Consider the following 16,542-nt stretch of genomic DNA (forward strand, 5'->3'; position numbering starts at 1 on the left):
TGCCGTACCGCGAACTCATTCGATGATCCGGTGCGTCCCGTCGCGGACTGTGCCGACGAACTCCTCCACCAGATCCTCCAACGCCACGATGCCCGTGGTGTTGCCGCGGGTGTCCACGACGCGCCCCAGGTGACTGTTGGTGCGCCGCAACCGGGCCAGCGCCTCGTACAGCGGTGTGTGCATGCTGACGGTCGGCAACGGCCGGATATCGGTGCGGGGTATCGGCGTCTCCGGCCCCGCCGTCTCGTCGGCGACCTTGTCCAGCACGTCCTTGACGTGCAGGTAACCGACCAGCGAACCGTCGCTCGCCTGGACCGGGTAGCGGGAGAAACCGGTTTCGGCGACCGCGGATTCGATATCGCCGAGCGTGGTTCCGCTGCCCCGCAACGGCACTGTGCGGGTGGTCGCGAGCGACACCATCACATCGGTGACCACGCGGTCGCTGGTGCCGAGCGCCTGGGTGAGCCGGCGGTGCTCCTCCTCGTCGAGCAGGCCCTCCGAGCGGGATTCGCCGATCATCTCGGCGAGTTCGACGGAGGAGACGGTCGCCTCCAGCTCGTCCTTGGGCTCGATCCGGAACATGCGCAACGTGAGGTTCGCGGCCAGGTTGTAGACCGCGATGAGCGGACGCGCCAGGCGCAACCACATCAGGTGCACCGGAACCAGCAGCAGGGCACTGCGTTCCGGACCCGCCAGCGCGATGTTCTTCGGAATCATCTCGCCGAACAGGATGTGCAGGATCACCACGATGGCGAGCGCGATCGCGAAAGCCACCGGGTGCAACAGCTGTTCGGGCAAGCCGAGGAACTCGAACGGGCCCTCCAGCAGATGCGCGACCGCCGGCTCGCCGACCCGGCCGAGCAGGATCGAGCAGATGGTGATGCCGAGCTGTGCCGCGGCGAGCATCATCGACAGGTTCTCGCCTGCCCGAATCACGGTGTTGGCGTTGCGTTTTCCCTGCGCTGCCAGTGCTTCGAGCCGGTCCCGGCGGGCCGAGATCAAGGCGAATTCCGCAGCGACGAAGAAGGCGTTACTGGCGAGCAGCACCACGGTGAGCAGCACGCCGAACAGGTCACCCATGACTGTGCTCCTGTTCGCGATCCGCCGCCGTGCCGGACTCGGCTTCTTCGTGCTGGAAGCGCCGCAGCGCAAGCTCTTCCGGGGCGACCGGGATCAACCGGACCCGGTCGATGCGACGGCCGTCCATGCGTTCCACCCGGGCGATCCAGCCACCCGAAGCCGGGGAATCCTCCGAAGACCACTGCTGGGAACGGGGATTGGGCAAGAGCACCTCGTCGCCCGGCTCCGGGATACGGCCGAGGCGGGTGAGCACCAGGCCGCCGAGCGTTTCGTATTCGCCCTCGGGCGCGTCGTATCCGGTGGCCCGCGAGACCTCGTCGATGCGCAGCAGACCCGAGCAGTCCCAGCCGTCGGAGACGCGGCGCACGTCGAGTTCTTCCTCGTCGTGCTCGTCGCGGACGTCGCCGAGGATCTCCTCGATGATGTCCTCCATGGTGACGATGCCCGCGGTGCCGCCGTATTCGTCGACCACCAGCGCGACCTGCATGCCGTCGGCGCGGATTCGCTCCAGCACCTCGTCGCCGTCCAGGCTCGCGGGCACGATCGGCACGGGATGGGCCAGCATCTGCAGCGGGACGGTCCGCCGGACCCCCGCCGGATGGGTGAACGCCTGTTTGACGTGCACCACGCCGAGCGTGTTGTCCAGATCGCCGTCGATCACCGGGAATCGCGAGTAGCCGGTGCGGCCGGCGGCGTCGATGAGATCGGCGATCGTGTCGAGCTTGTCCAGCGATTCGATCTTCACCCGCGGCGTCATCAGTTCCTCGGCGCTGCGCTCACCGAACTGCAGGGAGCGGTCGATGACCTGCGCGGTGCGCGAGTCCAACGCGCCGCGCAGCGCGGACGTGCGGACCAGCGAGCCGAGTTCCTGCGGCGAACGCGCGGAACGCAATTCCTCGGCGGGTTCGACGCCGAAGCGGCGCACCACCCAGTTGGCGGTGTTGTTGAGGAAGTGGATCAGCCACTTGAACACCACGGAGAACGCGACCATCGGCGCTGCGGTGACGCGCGCGGTGGCCAGCGGTTTGGAGATGGCGATGTTCTTGGGCACCAGCTCGCCGTAGATCATCGACAGCGAGGTGGCCAGTACGAGCGCCAGCGCGAGCGAGAGGCCGCGGGCGGCGCCGTCGCTGAGCCCGAGGCCGGTGAACAGCGGATCGAGCAGCCGGGCGAGCACCGGTTCGGCGATATAGCCGGTGATCAGTGTGGTGATCGTGATGCCGAGCTGGGCGCCGGACAACTGGAACGAGAGCGTGCGATGCGCTTGGCGGACCATGCGGGCCCGCACGTCACCCTCGCGCGCGTGCGCTTCGACGGTGCTGCGTTCCAGGGCGGTGAGCGAGAATTCGGCGGCGACGAAGAGCGCCGTGCCTGCCGTGAGAGCGATGAATCCGAGCAAACTGAGCACGGTGAGCGCGACGGTCATCGTCGGCACCACCTGATGGCCGGAGACCCGCCGATCGGGAATGGAGCTCGGACTCGGAGGACGCGGGGGAGTAGGAGGACGCCGGGTTTGTCACCCGGCTCGGTAGAGGAGCCCTCCTGTGCTGCGCCCTTGGACGCGGGTGACAACTGGATCCTTTCGCGAAGCCGGTGATGTGCTGCCGGAGGCCGGCAACCCCCATGTTACCGGCCCACGTCGTGGACGCGTGGGCCGGTGGGTGTCCCGGCACGGGCGTGTCGGACGCCGTGCCGGGCAGGTGGATCAGGAAACGGCGTTCACCAACCGCTGGGCAGCGGCCGGCCCTCGGCGAACCCGGCGGCCGACTGCACACCGAGCACGGCCTTGTCGTGCAATTCCGCGAGACTGCGCGCGCCCGCGTAGGTGCACGCACTGCGCACGCCGGAGCAGATGTGGTCGATCAGGTCCTCGACACCGGGGCGTTCGGGGTCCAGCCGCATCCGCGAGCTGGAGATGCCCTCCTCGAACAGCGCCTTGCGGGCCCGGTCGAAGCCGCTGTCGGAGGCGGTGCGAGCGGCCACCGCGCGCTTGGAGGCCATACCGAAGCTTTCCTTGTACGCGTTGCCGTCGCGGTCGACGCGCAGATCGCCCGGGGACTCGTAGGTGCCGGCGAACCAGGAGCCGATCATCACGTTGGACGCGCCCGCGGCCAGCGCGAGGGCGACGTCGCGCGGGTGCCGCACGCCGCCGTCGGCCCAGATGTGCACGCCGAGTTCCTTTGCGGCGGCGGCGCATTCGGCCACCGCGGAGAACTGCGGGCGACCGACGCCGGTCATCATGCGGGTGGTGCACATGGCGCCCGGGCCGACCCCGACCTTGATGATGTCGGCGCCCGCGGCGGCCAGGTCGCGGGTGCCCTGCGCGGAGACCACGTTGCCCGCCACCAGCGGCACGCCGAGGGCGAGATCGCGCACGGCGCTGAGGGATTCGAGCATCTTGGCCTGGTGGCCGTGCGCGGTGTCCATGACCAGCACGTCGGCGCCGGCGTCGACGAGGGCCTTGGCCTTGGCGACCACGTCGCCGTTGATGCCGACCGCGGCGGCGACGCGCAGCTGGTTGCGGTCGTCGACGGCGGGCTGGTAGATCCCGGCGCGCACCGAGCCGGTGCGGGTCATCACGCCGGCCAGGGTGCCGTCCGCGGCGGTGAGCACCGCGAGCTGGGCATGCTTGGCCTCGAGCAGTTCGAAGATGTCGCGCGGCGAGGTGCTGACCGGGGCCTGGACGAAATCGGTGATCGCGACGTCCCGCAGCCGGGCGAAGCGGTCGACATCGGTGCACGAGGCCTCGGTGACGACGCCGACCGGGCGGCCCGCGTCGACCACGACCACGGCGCCGTGGGCGCGCTTGTGCATCAAGGCGACGGCCTCGGACACCGAGCGCTCCGGGTCGAGGGTGACCGGGGTGTCGGCGGTGAGCGAGCGGCTCTTGACGAAGGCGATGGTGTCGGCGGCCGCGCTGATCGGCAGATCCTGCGGCAACACGACGATGCCGCCGCGACGGGCGACGGTCTCGGCCATCCGACGTCCCGCGACCGCGGTCATATTGGCCACGACGATGGGAATGGTGGTGCCGGTGCCGTCGACGGTGGAGAGGTCGACATCGAACCTGGAGGCGACGTCCGTCCGATTGGGGACGAGAAAGATGTCGTCGTAGGTCAGGTCATACGGCGGCTGATGGCCAGGGAGAAACTGCACTTAACCGATGATAACCAAGTCCGGGCGGTGGTGCGCAATCCGCCGGCATTCGGCCGAGACGAACCTCACAGCCCGCGGCTCGGGCGTGTCGCGGTGCGTCCGGGCGGTGTGAGCTGTGCCTGGGTCAGGCGGCCGCCTGCGCGCGCGACAGGCTGATCGTCGCGACGCACATGACGAGCACGGCCAGCGCGGTGACCAGCAACCCGAAACCGTTGGTGCGGAAGCGTTCGTCGAGCACGGTGACGCCGACGAAGGCCGCCGCGAGCGGCTCGGCGATGGTGACCGCGGGCAGCGATGCCGCGAGCGAACCGGCCTGGAATGCCTTCTGCTGTAGGTAGACCCCGGTGATCCCGGCGGCGACCAGCGCCCAGGTCTGCCAGCTGGTCAGCACCTCGAGCAGGCCGTGTTCGAACAGATCCGTGACGTACGAGGTGAGCGCGGCGGCCAAGCCGTAGAGCGCACCACTCGCGGCGCCGAGCAACAGTGCGCGCCTGCCGGTATCGGCCGATCGAAGGCCGATACCGACCGCGCTGCCGACCAGGGCCACCAGAGCGATCAACGGGATCAGCCAATCACGCAGCGGCGCAGTGGTATTCCCCTCGGACGGGTTGCCGACGACCAGAAAGACGACCAGCGCGCCCACCAGCGCGAGCGCGATCGCCCAGGTGCGGGCCGAGATTCGGCGTTCGTTCAGCCGTGCGGCCAGCGGCAGCGCGAACACCAAGGCGCTCACCAGGATCGGCTGCACGAGCAGCACCGCGCCAAGGGCGAGCGCGGCCACCTGCATCGCGTAACCGCCGATATCGCCGACCACACCGGCCCACCACCGCGGATTGCTCAGCAGCGCACGGACGAGCGGCACCTCGTCGGGCACCGCCGCGGCCGCCCGCTGCTGCGCCACCGCCGCCACCGCGAAGAACAGCGCGGCGAGCAGTGCGCAGGCGACGGCGCCCGCCGGATGGCCGGTCACGAGCGCTAGTTTGCCCCGTGATTGCGGGTGCTCGGCGCACGTTCCGGGCGCACGGCGCGTCGCCGTGCCCTGCCGGGCGTGTCGCCGGTGCTGTTGCCGCCGGACCGGGCACCGGTGCCCGCGAATCCGGCCGCGCCCGCGGTAGTGCGGCCCGCGCTCGCGGGTGCGGCACCACGACCTGCGCCGATCTTGGCCGAGGCCGCGCCGCGGCCGGTGGACCCGCCGCGCGCAGCCGCGCCACGCCCGGTGGCACCCGCGTTGGCGCGGGTCGTGCCGTCGTCACGTCGCGTGAAACCCTTGCCGGAGCCTTCGTTCCGGCTGTTGTTCGTCCCGCCGGACGTCGCGTCGTCGCGGAAACCCTTGGCGGCACCGGCACTCCGGCCGCCCGTGCCGCGCCCCGAGCCGGCGCCAGAGCGGCCGGCACGGGCCGGACGGCCCGCGGGGTCGGCGGCGCCGGAACGGCGGCCTGTGGCGCCGGAACGCCGTCGTCCGGTGGTCGAACCGCCTTCCGCCGCAGCCTGCTTCGGCGGTGCAGGCGCGGCGACCGGAACGCCGGAGGGCTGACGCGCGCCGGTGATCTCGATCAGGGTGCGGTCGCCGGGGCGCACCGCGATGCCCTTGATGTCGACGCCGGCTTTGCGGGTCATCGATTCGACGTCGCGCCGCTCCTCGTCCATCACCAGCGTGACGACCACGCCGTCCTCGCCGGCCCGCGCGGTCCGGCCCGCGCGATGCAGGTAGGCCTTCGACTCGGCGGGCGGATCGACGTGCACCACAAGGGAAATGCCGTCGACGTGGATGCCGCGCGCGGCGACGTCGGTGGTGACCAGCACCGGCACCGAGCCGTCGGCGAAGGCCGCGAGCGTGCGGGTCCGGTTGTTCTGCGCCTTGCCGCCGTGCAGCGCACCGGCCGGGATACCGACCCCGCGCAGCTGCTTGGCCAGCCGGTCCGCGCCGTGCTTGGTGCGGACGAACATGATGGTCAGGCCCTCGCGCGCGGCGATCTCGGACGCGACGGCGCGCTTGGCGAGCTTGTCGCGCACGAAGAGCAGGTGGTGGGTCATCGTCGCGACCGACGCGGCGGGCGGCGCGGTCGAATGCGTGACGGGCGAGCGCAGGTAGCGCTTGACGAGCTTGTCCACCTCGCCGTCCAGTGTGGCCGAGAACAGCAGGCGCTGGCCGTCTTTCGGGGTCTGGTCGAGCAGCTTGGTGACCTGCGGCAGGAAGCCCATGTCGGCCATGTGATCGGCCTCGTCGAGGGCGGTGATCCGCACGTCGGCGAGCGAGGCGGAGCGCTGCATCACCAGATCGGCGAGGCGGCCGGGGGTGGCGATCAGCAGATCGACGCCGCGGGCGAGGCGGTCGGCCTGCCGCTTGATCGGCGCGCCGCCGACCACCGAGGCGACCCGCAGGCCGAGCGCGAGCGCCGGTGCGTCCAGCGCACGTTCGATCTGCGCGGCCAGCTCACGGGTGGGCACGAGCACCAGACCGCGCGGGCGGCCGGGCTGAGAGGCGGCGCCGGCGAGGCGGGCCAGCATGGGCAGTCCGAAGGCGAGGGTCTTGCCGGATCCGGTCGGGCCGCGGCCGAGCACATCCTTGCCCGCCAGGGCGTCCGGCACCGTTGCGGCCTGAATGGGGAACGGTGCCTCGATGCCGTCGCGCCGCAGTGCCTGTACGAGCACGGCGGGCAGGCCCAGGTCCGTAAATGACACGGTGGGCGCCGCGGCGACGGTGGTCGAGGGGGTCACGAGTGGTGTGTGCCTTTCGTAAGACGGCGCGTTCGCAGGGCAGAACACGCTGTTCAGAGTGGGTCGGGGCGGTGCACGCTACGGTGCAGCGCGCGCTGCGGACAGAGGGTTTCAGGGTGCAGCGCGAAGGGGCGATGCGGCCGACCGTTCGGTAGGCCAAGTGTCCAGGATACGTCCCATGAGTTCAGCCGCGGAACAGCCGACTCAATTCGACCAGCCAAGGTACCGCGACGGCCATGGTCGGCACGACCAGAATGGCCGCGGAACCGAGGTAGGCGGCGCTGGCGACGCGCACGTCCCCGATCCGCCCGGTCAGCCGCTGGATGCGGATGAGCGTGGTGGGTCCGCCCGCGGCGAGCGCGCCCTGCGGCGCGGTCGACTTGGAACAGGCGACGAGCGCGCGGGCCAGCGGTTTGGGGCCGGTCACCTTCACCGCGGAATCGTCGGCGAGCAGTTCGATCAGCAGTTTCACCGAACCGAGCGCCGCCTTGCTGCGCACCACCCGGGGAAACGCCTCGTGCACCGCGGTGAACGCCTCGAGCACCAGGTCGTGCCGGGCGCGCAGGTGCGAACGTTCGTGGCTGACGATCGCCGTGATCTCGGCGTCGTCCAGGTTGGTCAGCGTGCCCTCGCTGATCACCACGCGCTGGCGCAGGCCGGGCAGGCAGTAGGCGATCGGCTCGGTGGCGGCGAGCACGCGGATATCGGCGGCGCGCCGGTGCGGGCCGCTCTGGTCGAGCAGGTCGACGAGCATCCGGTGCCGGGCGCGACGCCGGCGGGTGTGCACACCGACCCGGACGATCGCGTAGATGAGCCGCGCACCGACCAGCAGTGTGAGCATGAACACGAAAACGTAGGCGAGCCACAACGGCAGACCGAGCGCGTCGATCTCTCGGGTGGGGGAGGTGGTGGGCCGGCCGTCCGAACCCGGTACGAGCAGTTCGGCCGCGATGGCCAGTCCGGAGCCGAACGCGCTGAGTACGGCGGCCAGCGCGATCGCCTGCCAGAGCACGACTGCTGCGCGGGGCGTCCGGTATGTCCAGGTCGCCCGGCTGAGCAGGGCCGGGGCAGGCCCCGCGAGAAGCAATGCGAGACCGGCGAATACCGGCGCGGTTGCGTTCATCGACTCAGCTCACTGCGTTGGGGGCAAGGTCGCGAGGAGTCTACTGCGGTGGCGGTGTGTCCTCGGATGCTTCGAGCTTAGCGAGTGCCTCCCGCAGCGCGGCAGCCTCATCCTTGCCGACCTGTTCGACGAAGTGCACCAGGGCCGCGGCGCGGCTGCCCGCGGCGTCGGCCTGCTGCAGCGCGTCGACCATCAAACTGGCCACGAGCTCGTCGCGGGTGTGCACCGGCGCGTACCGGTGCGCGCGGTCGTCGCGCTGCTGGACCACGAGGTTCTTCTTCGCGAGTCGCTGCAGCACTGTCATCACCGTGGTGTACGCGAGCTCGCGGCGTGCGGCCAATGCCTCGTGCACCTGCCGGACGGTCTGCGGTTCGTCGGTTGACCACAATTGGTCCATGACCGCTTTCTCGAGTTCACCAAGTCCTGCCATCCCACAATTTTAGGGACTCAACGACGCCGATGCGTACTACACGGTGTCGTAACTATGGAATAGCTGGTGTGTCATTTGTCATATGCGGCGGATTTGGACATAGCAGGGCCACCTGCTTTACCCACCACATGCCGGGTGCCGATCGGCACGATCATGGGCCGCCCCGATACCGGATCCTGCAGCACCGAGGCATCCAGATCGAAGACTTCGCGCAGCAACTGCACGTCGATGATGTCGGCGGGACGGCCCTGCGCGACGATCCGGCCGTCGCGCATGACGATCAGCTCGTCGCTGTAGCGGATCGCCAGGTTGAGATCGTGCAGCACCATCACCACCGTGCGGCCCAGCTCGGCATGCAGCCGGTCGACCAGGTCGAGCACGTCCACCGCATGCGCGAGGTCGAGATAGGTGGTCGGCTCGTCGAGCAGCAGGATGTCGGTGCCCTGCGCGAGCGCCATCGAGATCCACGCGCGCTGGCGCTGGCCGCCGGACAACTCGTCGAGCGCGCGATCGGCGAGATCGGCGATGCCGGTCTGCTCCAGCGCGGTCATCACCTCGGCCTCGTCGTCCACTGACCACTGCCGGAACCAGGACTGGTGCGGATGCCGGCCGCGCGCGACGAGATCGGCGACGGTGAGGCCCTCCGGCGCGATCGGCGACTGCGGCAGCATGCCGATCACCCGCGCCACATCCTTGGTCTTCATCGTGGAAATGGCCTTGCCGTCCAACAGCACTCGGCCCTGCTGCGGACGCAGCAGCCGGCCGAGCGAACGCAGCAGGGTCGACTTGCCGCACCCGTTCGGGCCGATCACGGTGGTGATCACGCCGGGAGCGATATCGAGGGTGAGTCCGTCGACGATCACCCGGTCGCCGTAGCCGAGGCTGACATCGACGGTGGCGAGCCGAGTCGGCGCCGGCTGCCTGCCGTCCGCGGCTTCTGTGGTCATGACAGCGTCGCCTTCCGATTCATTCGCACGAGCAGATAGAGCAGGAACGGACCGCCGAGCCCGGCGGTGACGATGCCCACCGGCAGGTCGGCGGGGAACACCGACCGGGATGCGATATCCGCGCCGACCACCAGGATGGCACCCACGAGCGCCGACCCGATCAGCGGTTCGCCGGGGGTGCGCAGCAGTCGCCGGGCGATCTGAGGCGCGGCCAGCGCGACGAAGGTCACCGGCCCGACCGCCGCGGTCGCCACCGAGGAGCTGACCACGGCCGCGCCGATCAGGATGGCCTGTTGGGTCTGGATGCGCACGCCGAGCGAGCGGGTCGTGTCGGTGCCGAGCCGCAGGGCCGCCAGCGTGCGCGCCGAACCGAGCGCGACCACTACCACCACGGCGAGCGCGAATGCCGCTGGGAGCAAACGGGATCGATCGGCATTGTTGAGCGATCCGTTGAGCCACAACTGAACCAGCTGCGCGTCCTGCAGCGTGGCCCGGGTGATCAACCAGCTGATGCCCGCCAGCAGCACGGCATTGATGCCGACGCCGATCAGGACCAGCCGCAGGCCGGTGACGCCCTGATCGCCGGTCGGACTGCGTCCCCAGGCCAGTAGATAGATGGCGGCGGCGGTGAGCAGGCCACCGGTCAGCGCGGCCAGCGGCGCGCCGATGGTCGCGGCCAGGCCGGTGCCGCCCGCGCCGACGAGCACCGTCACCGCGCCGAGACTGGCGCCCGTGGTGATGCCGAGCATGTCCGGCGCGGCCAGCGGATTGTGCAGGATCGACTGCGTGATCGCGCCCGAAAGGCCAAGGGCCGCACCGACGACCAGCGCGGTCAGCGCACGCGGCAGGCGCGAGTCCAGGATGATGAAGCGCTGCGATCGGGTGCCACCGCCGGACAGCACGTCGAGCACCCGGCCGAGCGGAATGTGCGAGTCGCCGGTCGCGATATCGAGGCAGAACAGCACCAGCATCGCCGCGGCCAGCGCGACGACGATCAGCACCATGGCCGGGCGCAGCACGAGCGAGACCGGACCGACGCGCAGGGCCGGACGCGCGCTGCGGGTTTTCAACGAGACGGTCACAGGCTCACCAGCTTTCGACGGCGCACGAACGCGATGAAGCAGGGCGCGCCGAGCACGGCGAGCATGACGCCGACCTGGAGTTCGCCGGGCCGGGCGACCACCCGCCCGACGATATCGGCAAGCATCAGCAGGATCGCGCCGATCAACCCGGAGTAGGGGATCATCCACCGGAAGTCGGGTCCGGTCACGACGCGTGCGATATGCGGCACGATCAAACCGAGGAAGGCGATCGGCCCGACCGCCGCGGTGGCCGCGCCGGACAGCAACACCACCGCGGCCAGCCCGAGGGCACGGCTGCGGCCGATGTTCACCCCGAGTCCGCGCGCCACCTCGTCGCCGAGGCTCAGCAGATTCAAACCGGGCGAGGCGATCACGGCGAGCAGGACGCCGAACGCGAGGAACGGCAGCACCTGCCACAGCACCGTGGCGTCGCGGCCCGCGATGGTGCCGACCACCCAGAAGCGGTAGGTATCCAGGGCCGTGGCGTCGAGCAGGACCACGGCCTGGGTCATGGCTTGCAGGAAGGCGGTGACGGCCGCGCCGGCCAGTACCAGGCTCAGCGGGCTGGCCTTGCCGCCGCCGACGGCCGAGGCGCCGAACACGACGACGCCGGCGACCAACGCCCCGGCGAACGCGAACCAGATGTACTGGTTGGGTGTGGTGAAGCCGAAGAGGTAGATGCTGAGCGCCGCGAAAAAGCCTGCGCCCGCGTTCAATCCGAGCAAACCGGCATCGGCGAGCGGGTTGCGGGTGTAGCCCTGGATCAGCGCGCCCGCCATGCCGAGCGCCACGCCGGTGGCGAGGGCCAGCGCCGTGCGCGGCAGCCGGAGCCCCCGTACGATTTCCTCGGCGGTGGATCCGGCGGGGCAGCTGAACGGGCCGCCCGCGCAGGTGAGGGCGTGCTGCACGGCGTCGTAGACGGTGCCGGGCGAGAGCGACCTGGTCCCGATCGCGACGCTCGCGATCATGGTGAGCAGGAGCAGGGCGGTCAGGACGAGAAGTCCGGTCAGTCGCCGCCGCCGTGCGGTCCCAAGCGTGGTCACGGTGACGAACTACTCCTGATTCGGTCTGGCACAGTACTGGTTGGTCTGGTAAGCCTAACCTATCTTGCTGTACCCACCGCGACGGCCAACCCCTCAGGAGGTTCGCGCAATGCCCGAGCTCATGACCACCTGCCCGCCACGCCATACGACCATGGCGTTCGATCACGCCTGTGCCAGGTTGCGCGCGTTGCAACCTGAACATCCGCGCGTGTACGCGGTGGCGGCGATGGCTGAGCAGGGCAAGCGGCGCTGGTGGCGATTGGCCGACGGGGTGCGTGAGGGGCGCATCGAGCTGATGTACCGGCGGCACGCGGCCGAGATGATCCGCGCCGACGTGGCGGCGGAGGTGGTGGCCACCGCGCTCATCCATGCGGTGGTCGGCCGGGTGACCGCGCTGCTGGTGTCGGAGGGGCGGGCCTGGGATCCGGGACTGGAGAACCTGTGGATCCACACCGACAACGACGGCGGCATCGATTGGGCGGGCCTGGGCGACACCACGATTCGCGTGGTCGACGGCGACGATCTGGCGCGTGAGCCGGGTGTGGTGGCGCTGCCGTGCGAGGGTGCGATGTACGTCTGGCTCGCGCATCGGTGTGAACCCTCGCTGACGCTCATCCAGTCGAGCATGGCGCGGTGCTCGGGCCTGACCCCGCGGCGCTTCTGGCAGCTCGTCGGCGAATCCATCGCGGGCGCTTCGACTTACGTGCCGGACCTGGCCCGGACCGACGCGGTTGTCGGCACCCGGCGAGGTCAAGGCCTGTTGGCGGCGCTGGAGCGCCGGGGCTTGCCGGTGCGTCGCACGACGGGCTTGCTTACTTAGGTAAGCCTGACCTATACTCATAACCGGCGTAAGGATTGAGCGAGAGTCCCGAGGGCTGCGGTGACCCCCGATCCATTGCCGCTGAGGGCCTCACCTTCGGGTGGGGCCCTCAGCTCTGTCTGCTGTGACCTATGTCGCTCGGTTCGCCTCTGGCGTGGCGCGAATTCTCAGGTCTAGTGTCGGACGCCGTCACGGACGTGAATTCTCCTGAACCCCTGGGGGATTCGTCCGATTTCGAGTCGCCGACCGTCCGTTTGCGCTGTCCCGCAAACCTTCTCGGCTACTCATCGCGTGCCGAGGAGTGTGCCGGGTGCTCGTCCGAAAATTCTCGCGTCGTCGTTGTCTCGTGGGTTTCACCGCCGCAGCGGCGCTGCTGCTCGTATCCGCGTGCGGTGGCCACGACCCCCGATTGCGCAGTCACGTGGCGGCACCGAGCGGTCCGGCGGTCGCCCCGCACTGGGATTACGACGCCGAAGGCCCCGACCACTGGGCCGACCTCGACCACGCCTACCGGACCTGTCAGAACGGCCACGAACAGTCGCCGATCGACCTGCCGAGCCATACCCGGCTCGAACCGGACGAGCACATCGATATCCACTACGCGACCGTGCCCGCGCTCGAACTGATCAACAACGGGCACACCGTCCAGGCGAATCTGCCCGCCGGCAACGGGAATCGGCTCGTCATCGGGGGTGCGGAGTTCGAACTGGCCCAATTCCACTTCCACCTGCCGAGCGAACACACCGTCGACGGCGCGGGCACCGCGATGGAGTTGCACCTCGTGCACAAGAACGGCGCGGGCGCCCTGGCGGTACTCGGCGTGCTGCTGCAGGCCGGGGCCGGCCCTTCGCCCCTCGATCAGATCCTCGCGGCCGCACCGGCGGCGGGTGTTCCGGCCGCGGCCGCCGGTCTGGACCTGCGCGCTCTGCTGCCCGCCGATCTGGACCAGTTCCGGTATCGCGGCTCGCTCACCACGCCGCCCTGTAGTGAAGGCGTCTCCTGGACCGTGCTCGAGCATCCGGTCGCGGTGGGGTCCGCGGGTGTCGATCGCTACCGGATGTTGTTCGCACACAGCAACCGTCCGACGCAGCCGCTGTACGGCCGGGCCGTCACGCTGGCGGGCAATTGAGCCAGCGGAGATCTCCGGCAACCGCTGTGCAAAAGTGGACGTCATGACAGAGCAGCAGACCACCATGGGCGAGTTCATGGCGGACATCACCCCCGAGCTGATGACGAAGGTGAGCGAGGGGACCTTCACCGACCTGATCGGCCTGCGCTACACCGAGACCACCCCGGACCGAGTCCGTGGCGAGTGGTCCGTCGCGCCGCGGCTCTACCAGCCCGCCGGCATCCAGAACGGCGGCGTGTACTGCACGATCATCGAAACGCTCGCCAGCGTCGGCGGCGGCATCTGGTACGGCGGGCGTGGCACCGTCGTCGGCGTGAACAACAACACCGACTTCCTGCGAGCGGTGCGCGAGGGCGTTCTCTACGGCGAAGCGACGCCGATCCACCGGGGCCGGCTGCAACAGCTGTGGGTCGTGGTGATCACCGACGACCAGCAGCGGGTGGTCGCCCGGGGCCAGGTGCGGTTGCAGAACCTGCCCGCCGAGCGCTGAGCGGGCGCTCACGCCGCGCCGCCGGAACGGGCGTGCCAGAATGACCGTCACCCTTGGAACCCGACCCGGTGAGGAGCCCGGATGCGCCTGTCCCCGCACGAGCAGGAACGGCTGCTGCTGAGCTATGCGGCCGAACTGGCCCGGCGCAGGCAGGCGCGTGGACTCAAGCTCAACCATCCCGAGGCCGTCGCGCTGATCACCGACCACGTGCTCGAGGGCGCGCGCGACGGTCGCTCGGTCGCCGAACTGATGTCCTCCGGGCGCACGGTGCTCGCGCGCGCGGACGTGATGGACGGCGTGCCGGAGATGATCCACGACGTCCAGGTCGAGGCCACCTTCCCGGACGGCACCAAGCTCGTCACCGTCCACCACCCGATCGCCTAGAAGGACGCGCAAAGCATGATTCCCGGTGAATACCTCTGCGCGGCGGGGACTATCGCGTTGAACGCGGGTGCGGTGCGGATCGAACTCGACGTGGTCAACACCGGCGACCGGCCGGTGCAGGTCGGCAGCCATGTGCATTTCCCGCAGGCGAACGCCGCGCTGCGCTTCGACCGGGCGGCGGCGCACGGCCACCGGCTCGATATCCCGGCGGGCACCGCGGTGCGCTTCGAACCCGGTCTCGGGCAGCGTGTTTCATTGGTGCCGCTGGGTGGCACGCGCGAGGTGCACGGTATCAGCGCGAACCCGCCGGGCCGGTTGGACGCGCAGTGAGCAACGACATCGAGGCTGTGCCGCACCAGGATTCGCCCGTCTACTCGGATGCGCGCCGGGCAGGGGAGACATCGTGACCGAATTGAGCCGGGCCCGCTACGCGGAACTCTTCGGGCCGACCACCGGTGACCGGATCCGGTTGGCCGACACCGATCTGCTGATCGAGATCACCGAAGACCGCAGCGGCGGACCGGGTCTCGCGGGCGAGGAGGCCGTGTTCGGCGGCGGCAAGGTGCTGCGCGAGTCGATGGGACAGTCCCGCGCGACCCGCGCCGACGGGGCGCCGGACACCGTGATCACCGGCGCGGTGATCATCGACCACTGGGGAATCATCAAGGCCGACATCGGCATTCGTGACGGGCGCATCTGCGGCATCGGCAAGGCGGGCAACCCCGACACGATGAGCGGTGTGCATCCCGACCTCGTCGTCGGCCCGTCCACCGAGATCATCTCCGGCAACGGACGCATCCTCACCGCGGGCGCGATCGACTGCCATGTGCACTTCATCTGCCCACAGCTGATGGACGAGGCGCTCGGCGGCGGCATCACCACCCTGATCGGCGGCGGCACCGGCCCGGCCGAAGGCAGCAAGGCGACCACCGTGACGCCCGGCGCCTGGCATCTGGCCCGCATGCTGGAGGCCACCGACGGCTGGCCGCTGAACATCGTGCTGCTCGGCAAGGGCAACACCGTCAGCGCCGACGCCATGTGGGAGCAATTGCGCGCCGGCGCGGCAGGGTTCAAGCTGCACGAGGATTGGGGCTCCACTCCGGCCGCGATCGACGCCTGCCTGCGGGTCGCCGACGCCACCGGGGTGCAGGTGGCGCTGCACTCGGACACCTTGAACGAGGCCGGGTTCGTCGAGGACACCCTCGGCGCCATCGCCGGCCGCGGCATCCACGCCTATCACACCGAGGGTGCGGGCGGCGGGCACGCGCCCGACATCATCACGGTCGCAGCGCATCTCAACGTGTTGCCCAGCTCGACCAATCCGACCCGCCCGCACACGGTCAACACCCTCGACGAGCATCTCGACATGCTCATGGTGTGCCATCATCTCAGCGCGTCCATCCCCGAGGATCTGGCGTTCGCGGAGAGCCGGATCCGGCCGTCCACCATCGCCGCCGAGGATCTGCTGCACGATCTCGGCGCGATCTCCATGATCGGCAGCGATTCCCAGGCGATGGGCCGCATCGGTGAGGTGGTGCTGCGCACCTGGCAGACCGCGCACGTGATGAAACGCCGCCGCGGCGCGCTGCCCGGCGACGGCGCCGCCGACAATGCCCGGGTGCAGCGCTACATCGCGAAATACACCATCTGCCCGGCCGTCGCGCACGGACTGGACCACGAGATCGGCTCGGTCGAGGTCGGCAAGCTGGCCGATCTGGTGCTGTGGGAGCCCGCCTTCTTCGGGGTGCGCCCGCACGCCGTGCTCAAGGGCGGCGCGATCGCCTGGGCCGCGATGGGTGACGCGAACGCGTCCATCCCGACCCCGCAGCCGGTGCTGCCGCGCCCCATGTTCGGCGCCGCCCCGCTGGCCGCCGCTGCCACCTCCCTGCATTTCGTCTCCGAGCAGGCGATCGAGGACGGCCTCGCCGACCGCCTGCGCGTGCACCGAAAACTGGCCCCGGTCAAGAACGTTCGCGCTCGCACCAAGGCCGACATGCCGCACAACGACGCCATGCCGCGCATCGAGGTGGACCCCGACACCTTCACCGTCCGCATCGACGGCGAGGTCTGGACCGAGCAACCCGCGACCGAACTCCCCATGGCCCAACGCTATTTCCTCTTCTGAGGGCGTCCATCGAAA

General features: G+C 69.9%; 15 protein-coding genes and 1 pseudogene. 6 read left to right on the forward strand and 10 right to left on the reverse strand.

What is annotated here, in order from left to right; translation table 11 throughout:
• Positions 1–15: 15 nt before the first annotated feature.
• From O3I_RS19725 to O3I_RS19770, 10 genes and pseudogenes are all read right to left on the reverse strand, one after another.
• Entirely contained in the window at positions 16–1,080 is a 1,065-nt protein-coding gene (locus O3I_RS19725) for a hemolysin family protein (RefSeq protein ID WP_014984726.1), read from the reverse strand.
• On the reverse strand, positions 1,073–2,506 hold the full coding sequence (locus O3I_RS19730) for a hemolysin family protein (protein WP_014984727.1): 1,434 nt from the start codon (positions 2,504–2,506) through the stop codon (positions 1,073–1,075). The genes O3I_RS19725 and O3I_RS19730 overlap by 8 nt, the downstream gene beginning before the upstream one ends.
• Positions 2,507–2,799: 293 nt before the next feature.
• On the reverse strand, positions 2,800–4,236 hold the full coding sequence (locus O3I_RS19735; RefSeq protein ID WP_014984728.1) for a GuaB1 family IMP dehydrogenase-related protein: 1,437 nt from the start codon (positions 4,234–4,236) through the stop codon (positions 2,800–2,802).
• Positions 4,237–4,360: 124 nt separating this feature from the next.
• Positions 4,361–5,206 (reverse strand): DMT family transporter, encoded by an 846-nt coding sequence (locus tag O3I_RS19740; RefSeq protein WP_014984729.1) that lies wholly within the window; start codon positions 5,204–5,206, stop codon positions 4,361–4,363.
• A gap of 299 nt (positions 5,207–5,505) precedes the next feature.
• Positions 5,506–6,918 (reverse strand): annotated as a pseudogene (locus O3I_RS19745) (DEAD/DEAH box helicase); the annotation flags it as partial.
• A 220-nt stretch (positions 6,919–7,138) separates the two neighbouring features.
• Entirely contained in the window at positions 7,139–8,077 is a 939-nt protein-coding gene (locus O3I_RS19750; protein WP_041562723.1) for a M56 family metallopeptidase, read from the reverse strand.
• A gap of 40 nt (positions 8,078–8,117) precedes the next feature.
• Positions 8,118–8,507 (reverse strand): BlaI/MecI/CopY family transcriptional regulator, encoded by a 390-nt coding sequence (locus O3I_RS19755; RefSeq protein ID WP_029899854.1) that lies wholly within the window; start codon positions 8,505–8,507, stop codon positions 8,118–8,120.
• Positions 8,508–8,578: 71 nt separating this feature from the next.
• Complete coding sequence (locus O3I_RS19760) at positions 8,579–9,454, reverse strand: ABC transporter ATP-binding protein (protein WP_014984733.1); 876 nt, start codon at positions 9,452–9,454, stop codon at positions 8,579–8,581.
• Complete coding sequence (locus O3I_RS19765) at positions 9,451–10,536, reverse strand: FecCD family ABC transporter permease (RefSeq protein WP_014984734.1); 1,086 nt, start codon at positions 10,534–10,536, stop codon at positions 9,451–9,453. The genes O3I_RS19760 and O3I_RS19765 overlap by 4 nt, the downstream gene beginning before the upstream one ends.
• On the reverse strand, positions 10,533–11,579 hold the full coding sequence (locus tag O3I_RS19770) for a FecCD family ABC transporter permease (protein ID WP_014984735.1): 1,047 nt from the start codon (positions 11,577–11,579) through the stop codon (positions 10,533–10,535). Before O3I_RS19770 ends, O3I_RS19765 begins: the two co-directional genes overlap by 4 nt.
• A gap of 109 nt (positions 11,580–11,688) precedes the next feature.
• Here O3I_RS19770 and O3I_RS19775 point away from each other — a divergent pair, with 109 nt between their 5' ends.
• The 6 genes from O3I_RS19775 (at position 11,689) to O3I_RS19800 (ending at position 16,527) form a co-directional block, all read left to right on the forward strand.
• Entirely contained in the window at positions 11,689–12,399 is a 711-nt protein-coding gene (locus tag O3I_RS19775; protein ID WP_014984736.1) for a hypothetical protein, read from the forward strand.
• A 346-nt stretch (positions 12,400–12,745) separates the two neighbouring features.
• Positions 12,746–13,528, forward strand: a complete 783-nt coding sequence (locus O3I_RS19780; protein WP_014984737.1) for a carbonic anhydrase — start codon at positions 12,746–12,748, stop codon at positions 13,526–13,528.
• A 43-nt stretch (positions 13,529–13,571) separates the two neighbouring features.
• Positions 13,572–14,018, forward strand: a complete 447-nt coding sequence (locus tag O3I_RS19785; RefSeq protein WP_014984738.1) for a PaaI family thioesterase — start codon at positions 13,572–13,574, stop codon at positions 14,016–14,018.
• Positions 14,019–14,099: 81 nt separating this feature from the next.
• Entirely contained in the window at positions 14,100–14,402 is a 303-nt protein-coding gene (locus O3I_RS19790) for an urease subunit gamma (RefSeq protein ID WP_014984739.1), read from the forward strand.
• Positions 14,403–14,417: 15 nt separating this feature from the next.
• Positions 14,418–14,732 (forward strand): urease subunit beta, encoded by a 315-nt coding sequence (locus O3I_RS19795; RefSeq protein WP_014984740.1) that lies wholly within the window; start codon positions 14,418–14,420, stop codon positions 14,730–14,732.
• A gap of 73 nt (positions 14,733–14,805) precedes the next feature.
• A complete protein-coding gene (locus O3I_RS19800) occupies positions 14,806–16,527 on the forward strand; it encodes an urease subunit alpha (RefSeq protein ID WP_014984741.1) in 1,722 nt (573 codons plus the stop codon).
• The last annotated feature ends 15 nt before the right edge of the window (positions 16,528–16,542 follow it).

Source organism: Nocardia brasiliensis ATCC 700358 (assembly GCF_000250675.2).
GTDB lineage: Bacteria > Actinomycetota > Actinomycetes > Mycobacteriales > Mycobacteriaceae > Nocardia > Nocardia brasiliensis_B.

Bases quoted from the DNA above. Each gene is read 5' to 3' on its own strand.
- O3I_RS19755 (WP_029899854.1), bottom strand. From the start codon at position 8,507: ATGGCAGGACTTGGTGAACTCGAGAAAGCGGTCATGGACCAATTGTGG.
- O3I_RS19775 (WP_014984736.1), top strand. From the start codon at position 11,689: ATGCCCGAGCTCATGACCACCTGCCCGCCACGCCATACGACCATGGCG.
- O3I_RS19785 (WP_014984738.1), top strand. From the start codon at position 13,572: ATGACAGAGCAGCAGACCACCATGGGCGAGTTCATGGCGGACATCACC.
- O3I_RS19790 (WP_014984739.1), top strand. From the start codon at position 14,100: ATGCGCCTGTCCCCGCACGAGCAGGAACGGCTGCTGCTGAGCTATGCG.
- O3I_RS19750 (WP_041562723.1), bottom strand. From the start codon at position 8,077: ATGAACGCAACCGCGCCGGTATTCGCCGGTCTCGCATTGCTTCTCGCG.
- O3I_RS19795 (WP_014984740.1), top strand. From the start codon at position 14,418: ATGATTCCCGGTGAATACCTCTGCGCGGCGGGGACTATCGCGTTGAAC.
- O3I_RS19760 (WP_014984733.1), bottom strand. From the start codon at position 9,454: ATGACCACAGAAGCCGCGGACGGCAGGCAGCCGGCGCCGACTCGGCTC.
- O3I_RS19730 (WP_014984727.1), bottom strand. From the start codon at position 2,506: ATGACCGTCGCGCTCACCGTGCTCAGTTTGCTCGGATTCATCGCTCTC.
- O3I_RS19725 (WP_014984726.1), bottom strand. From the start codon at position 1,080: ATGGGTGACCTGTTCGGCGTGCTGCTCACCGTGGTGCTGCTCGCCAGT.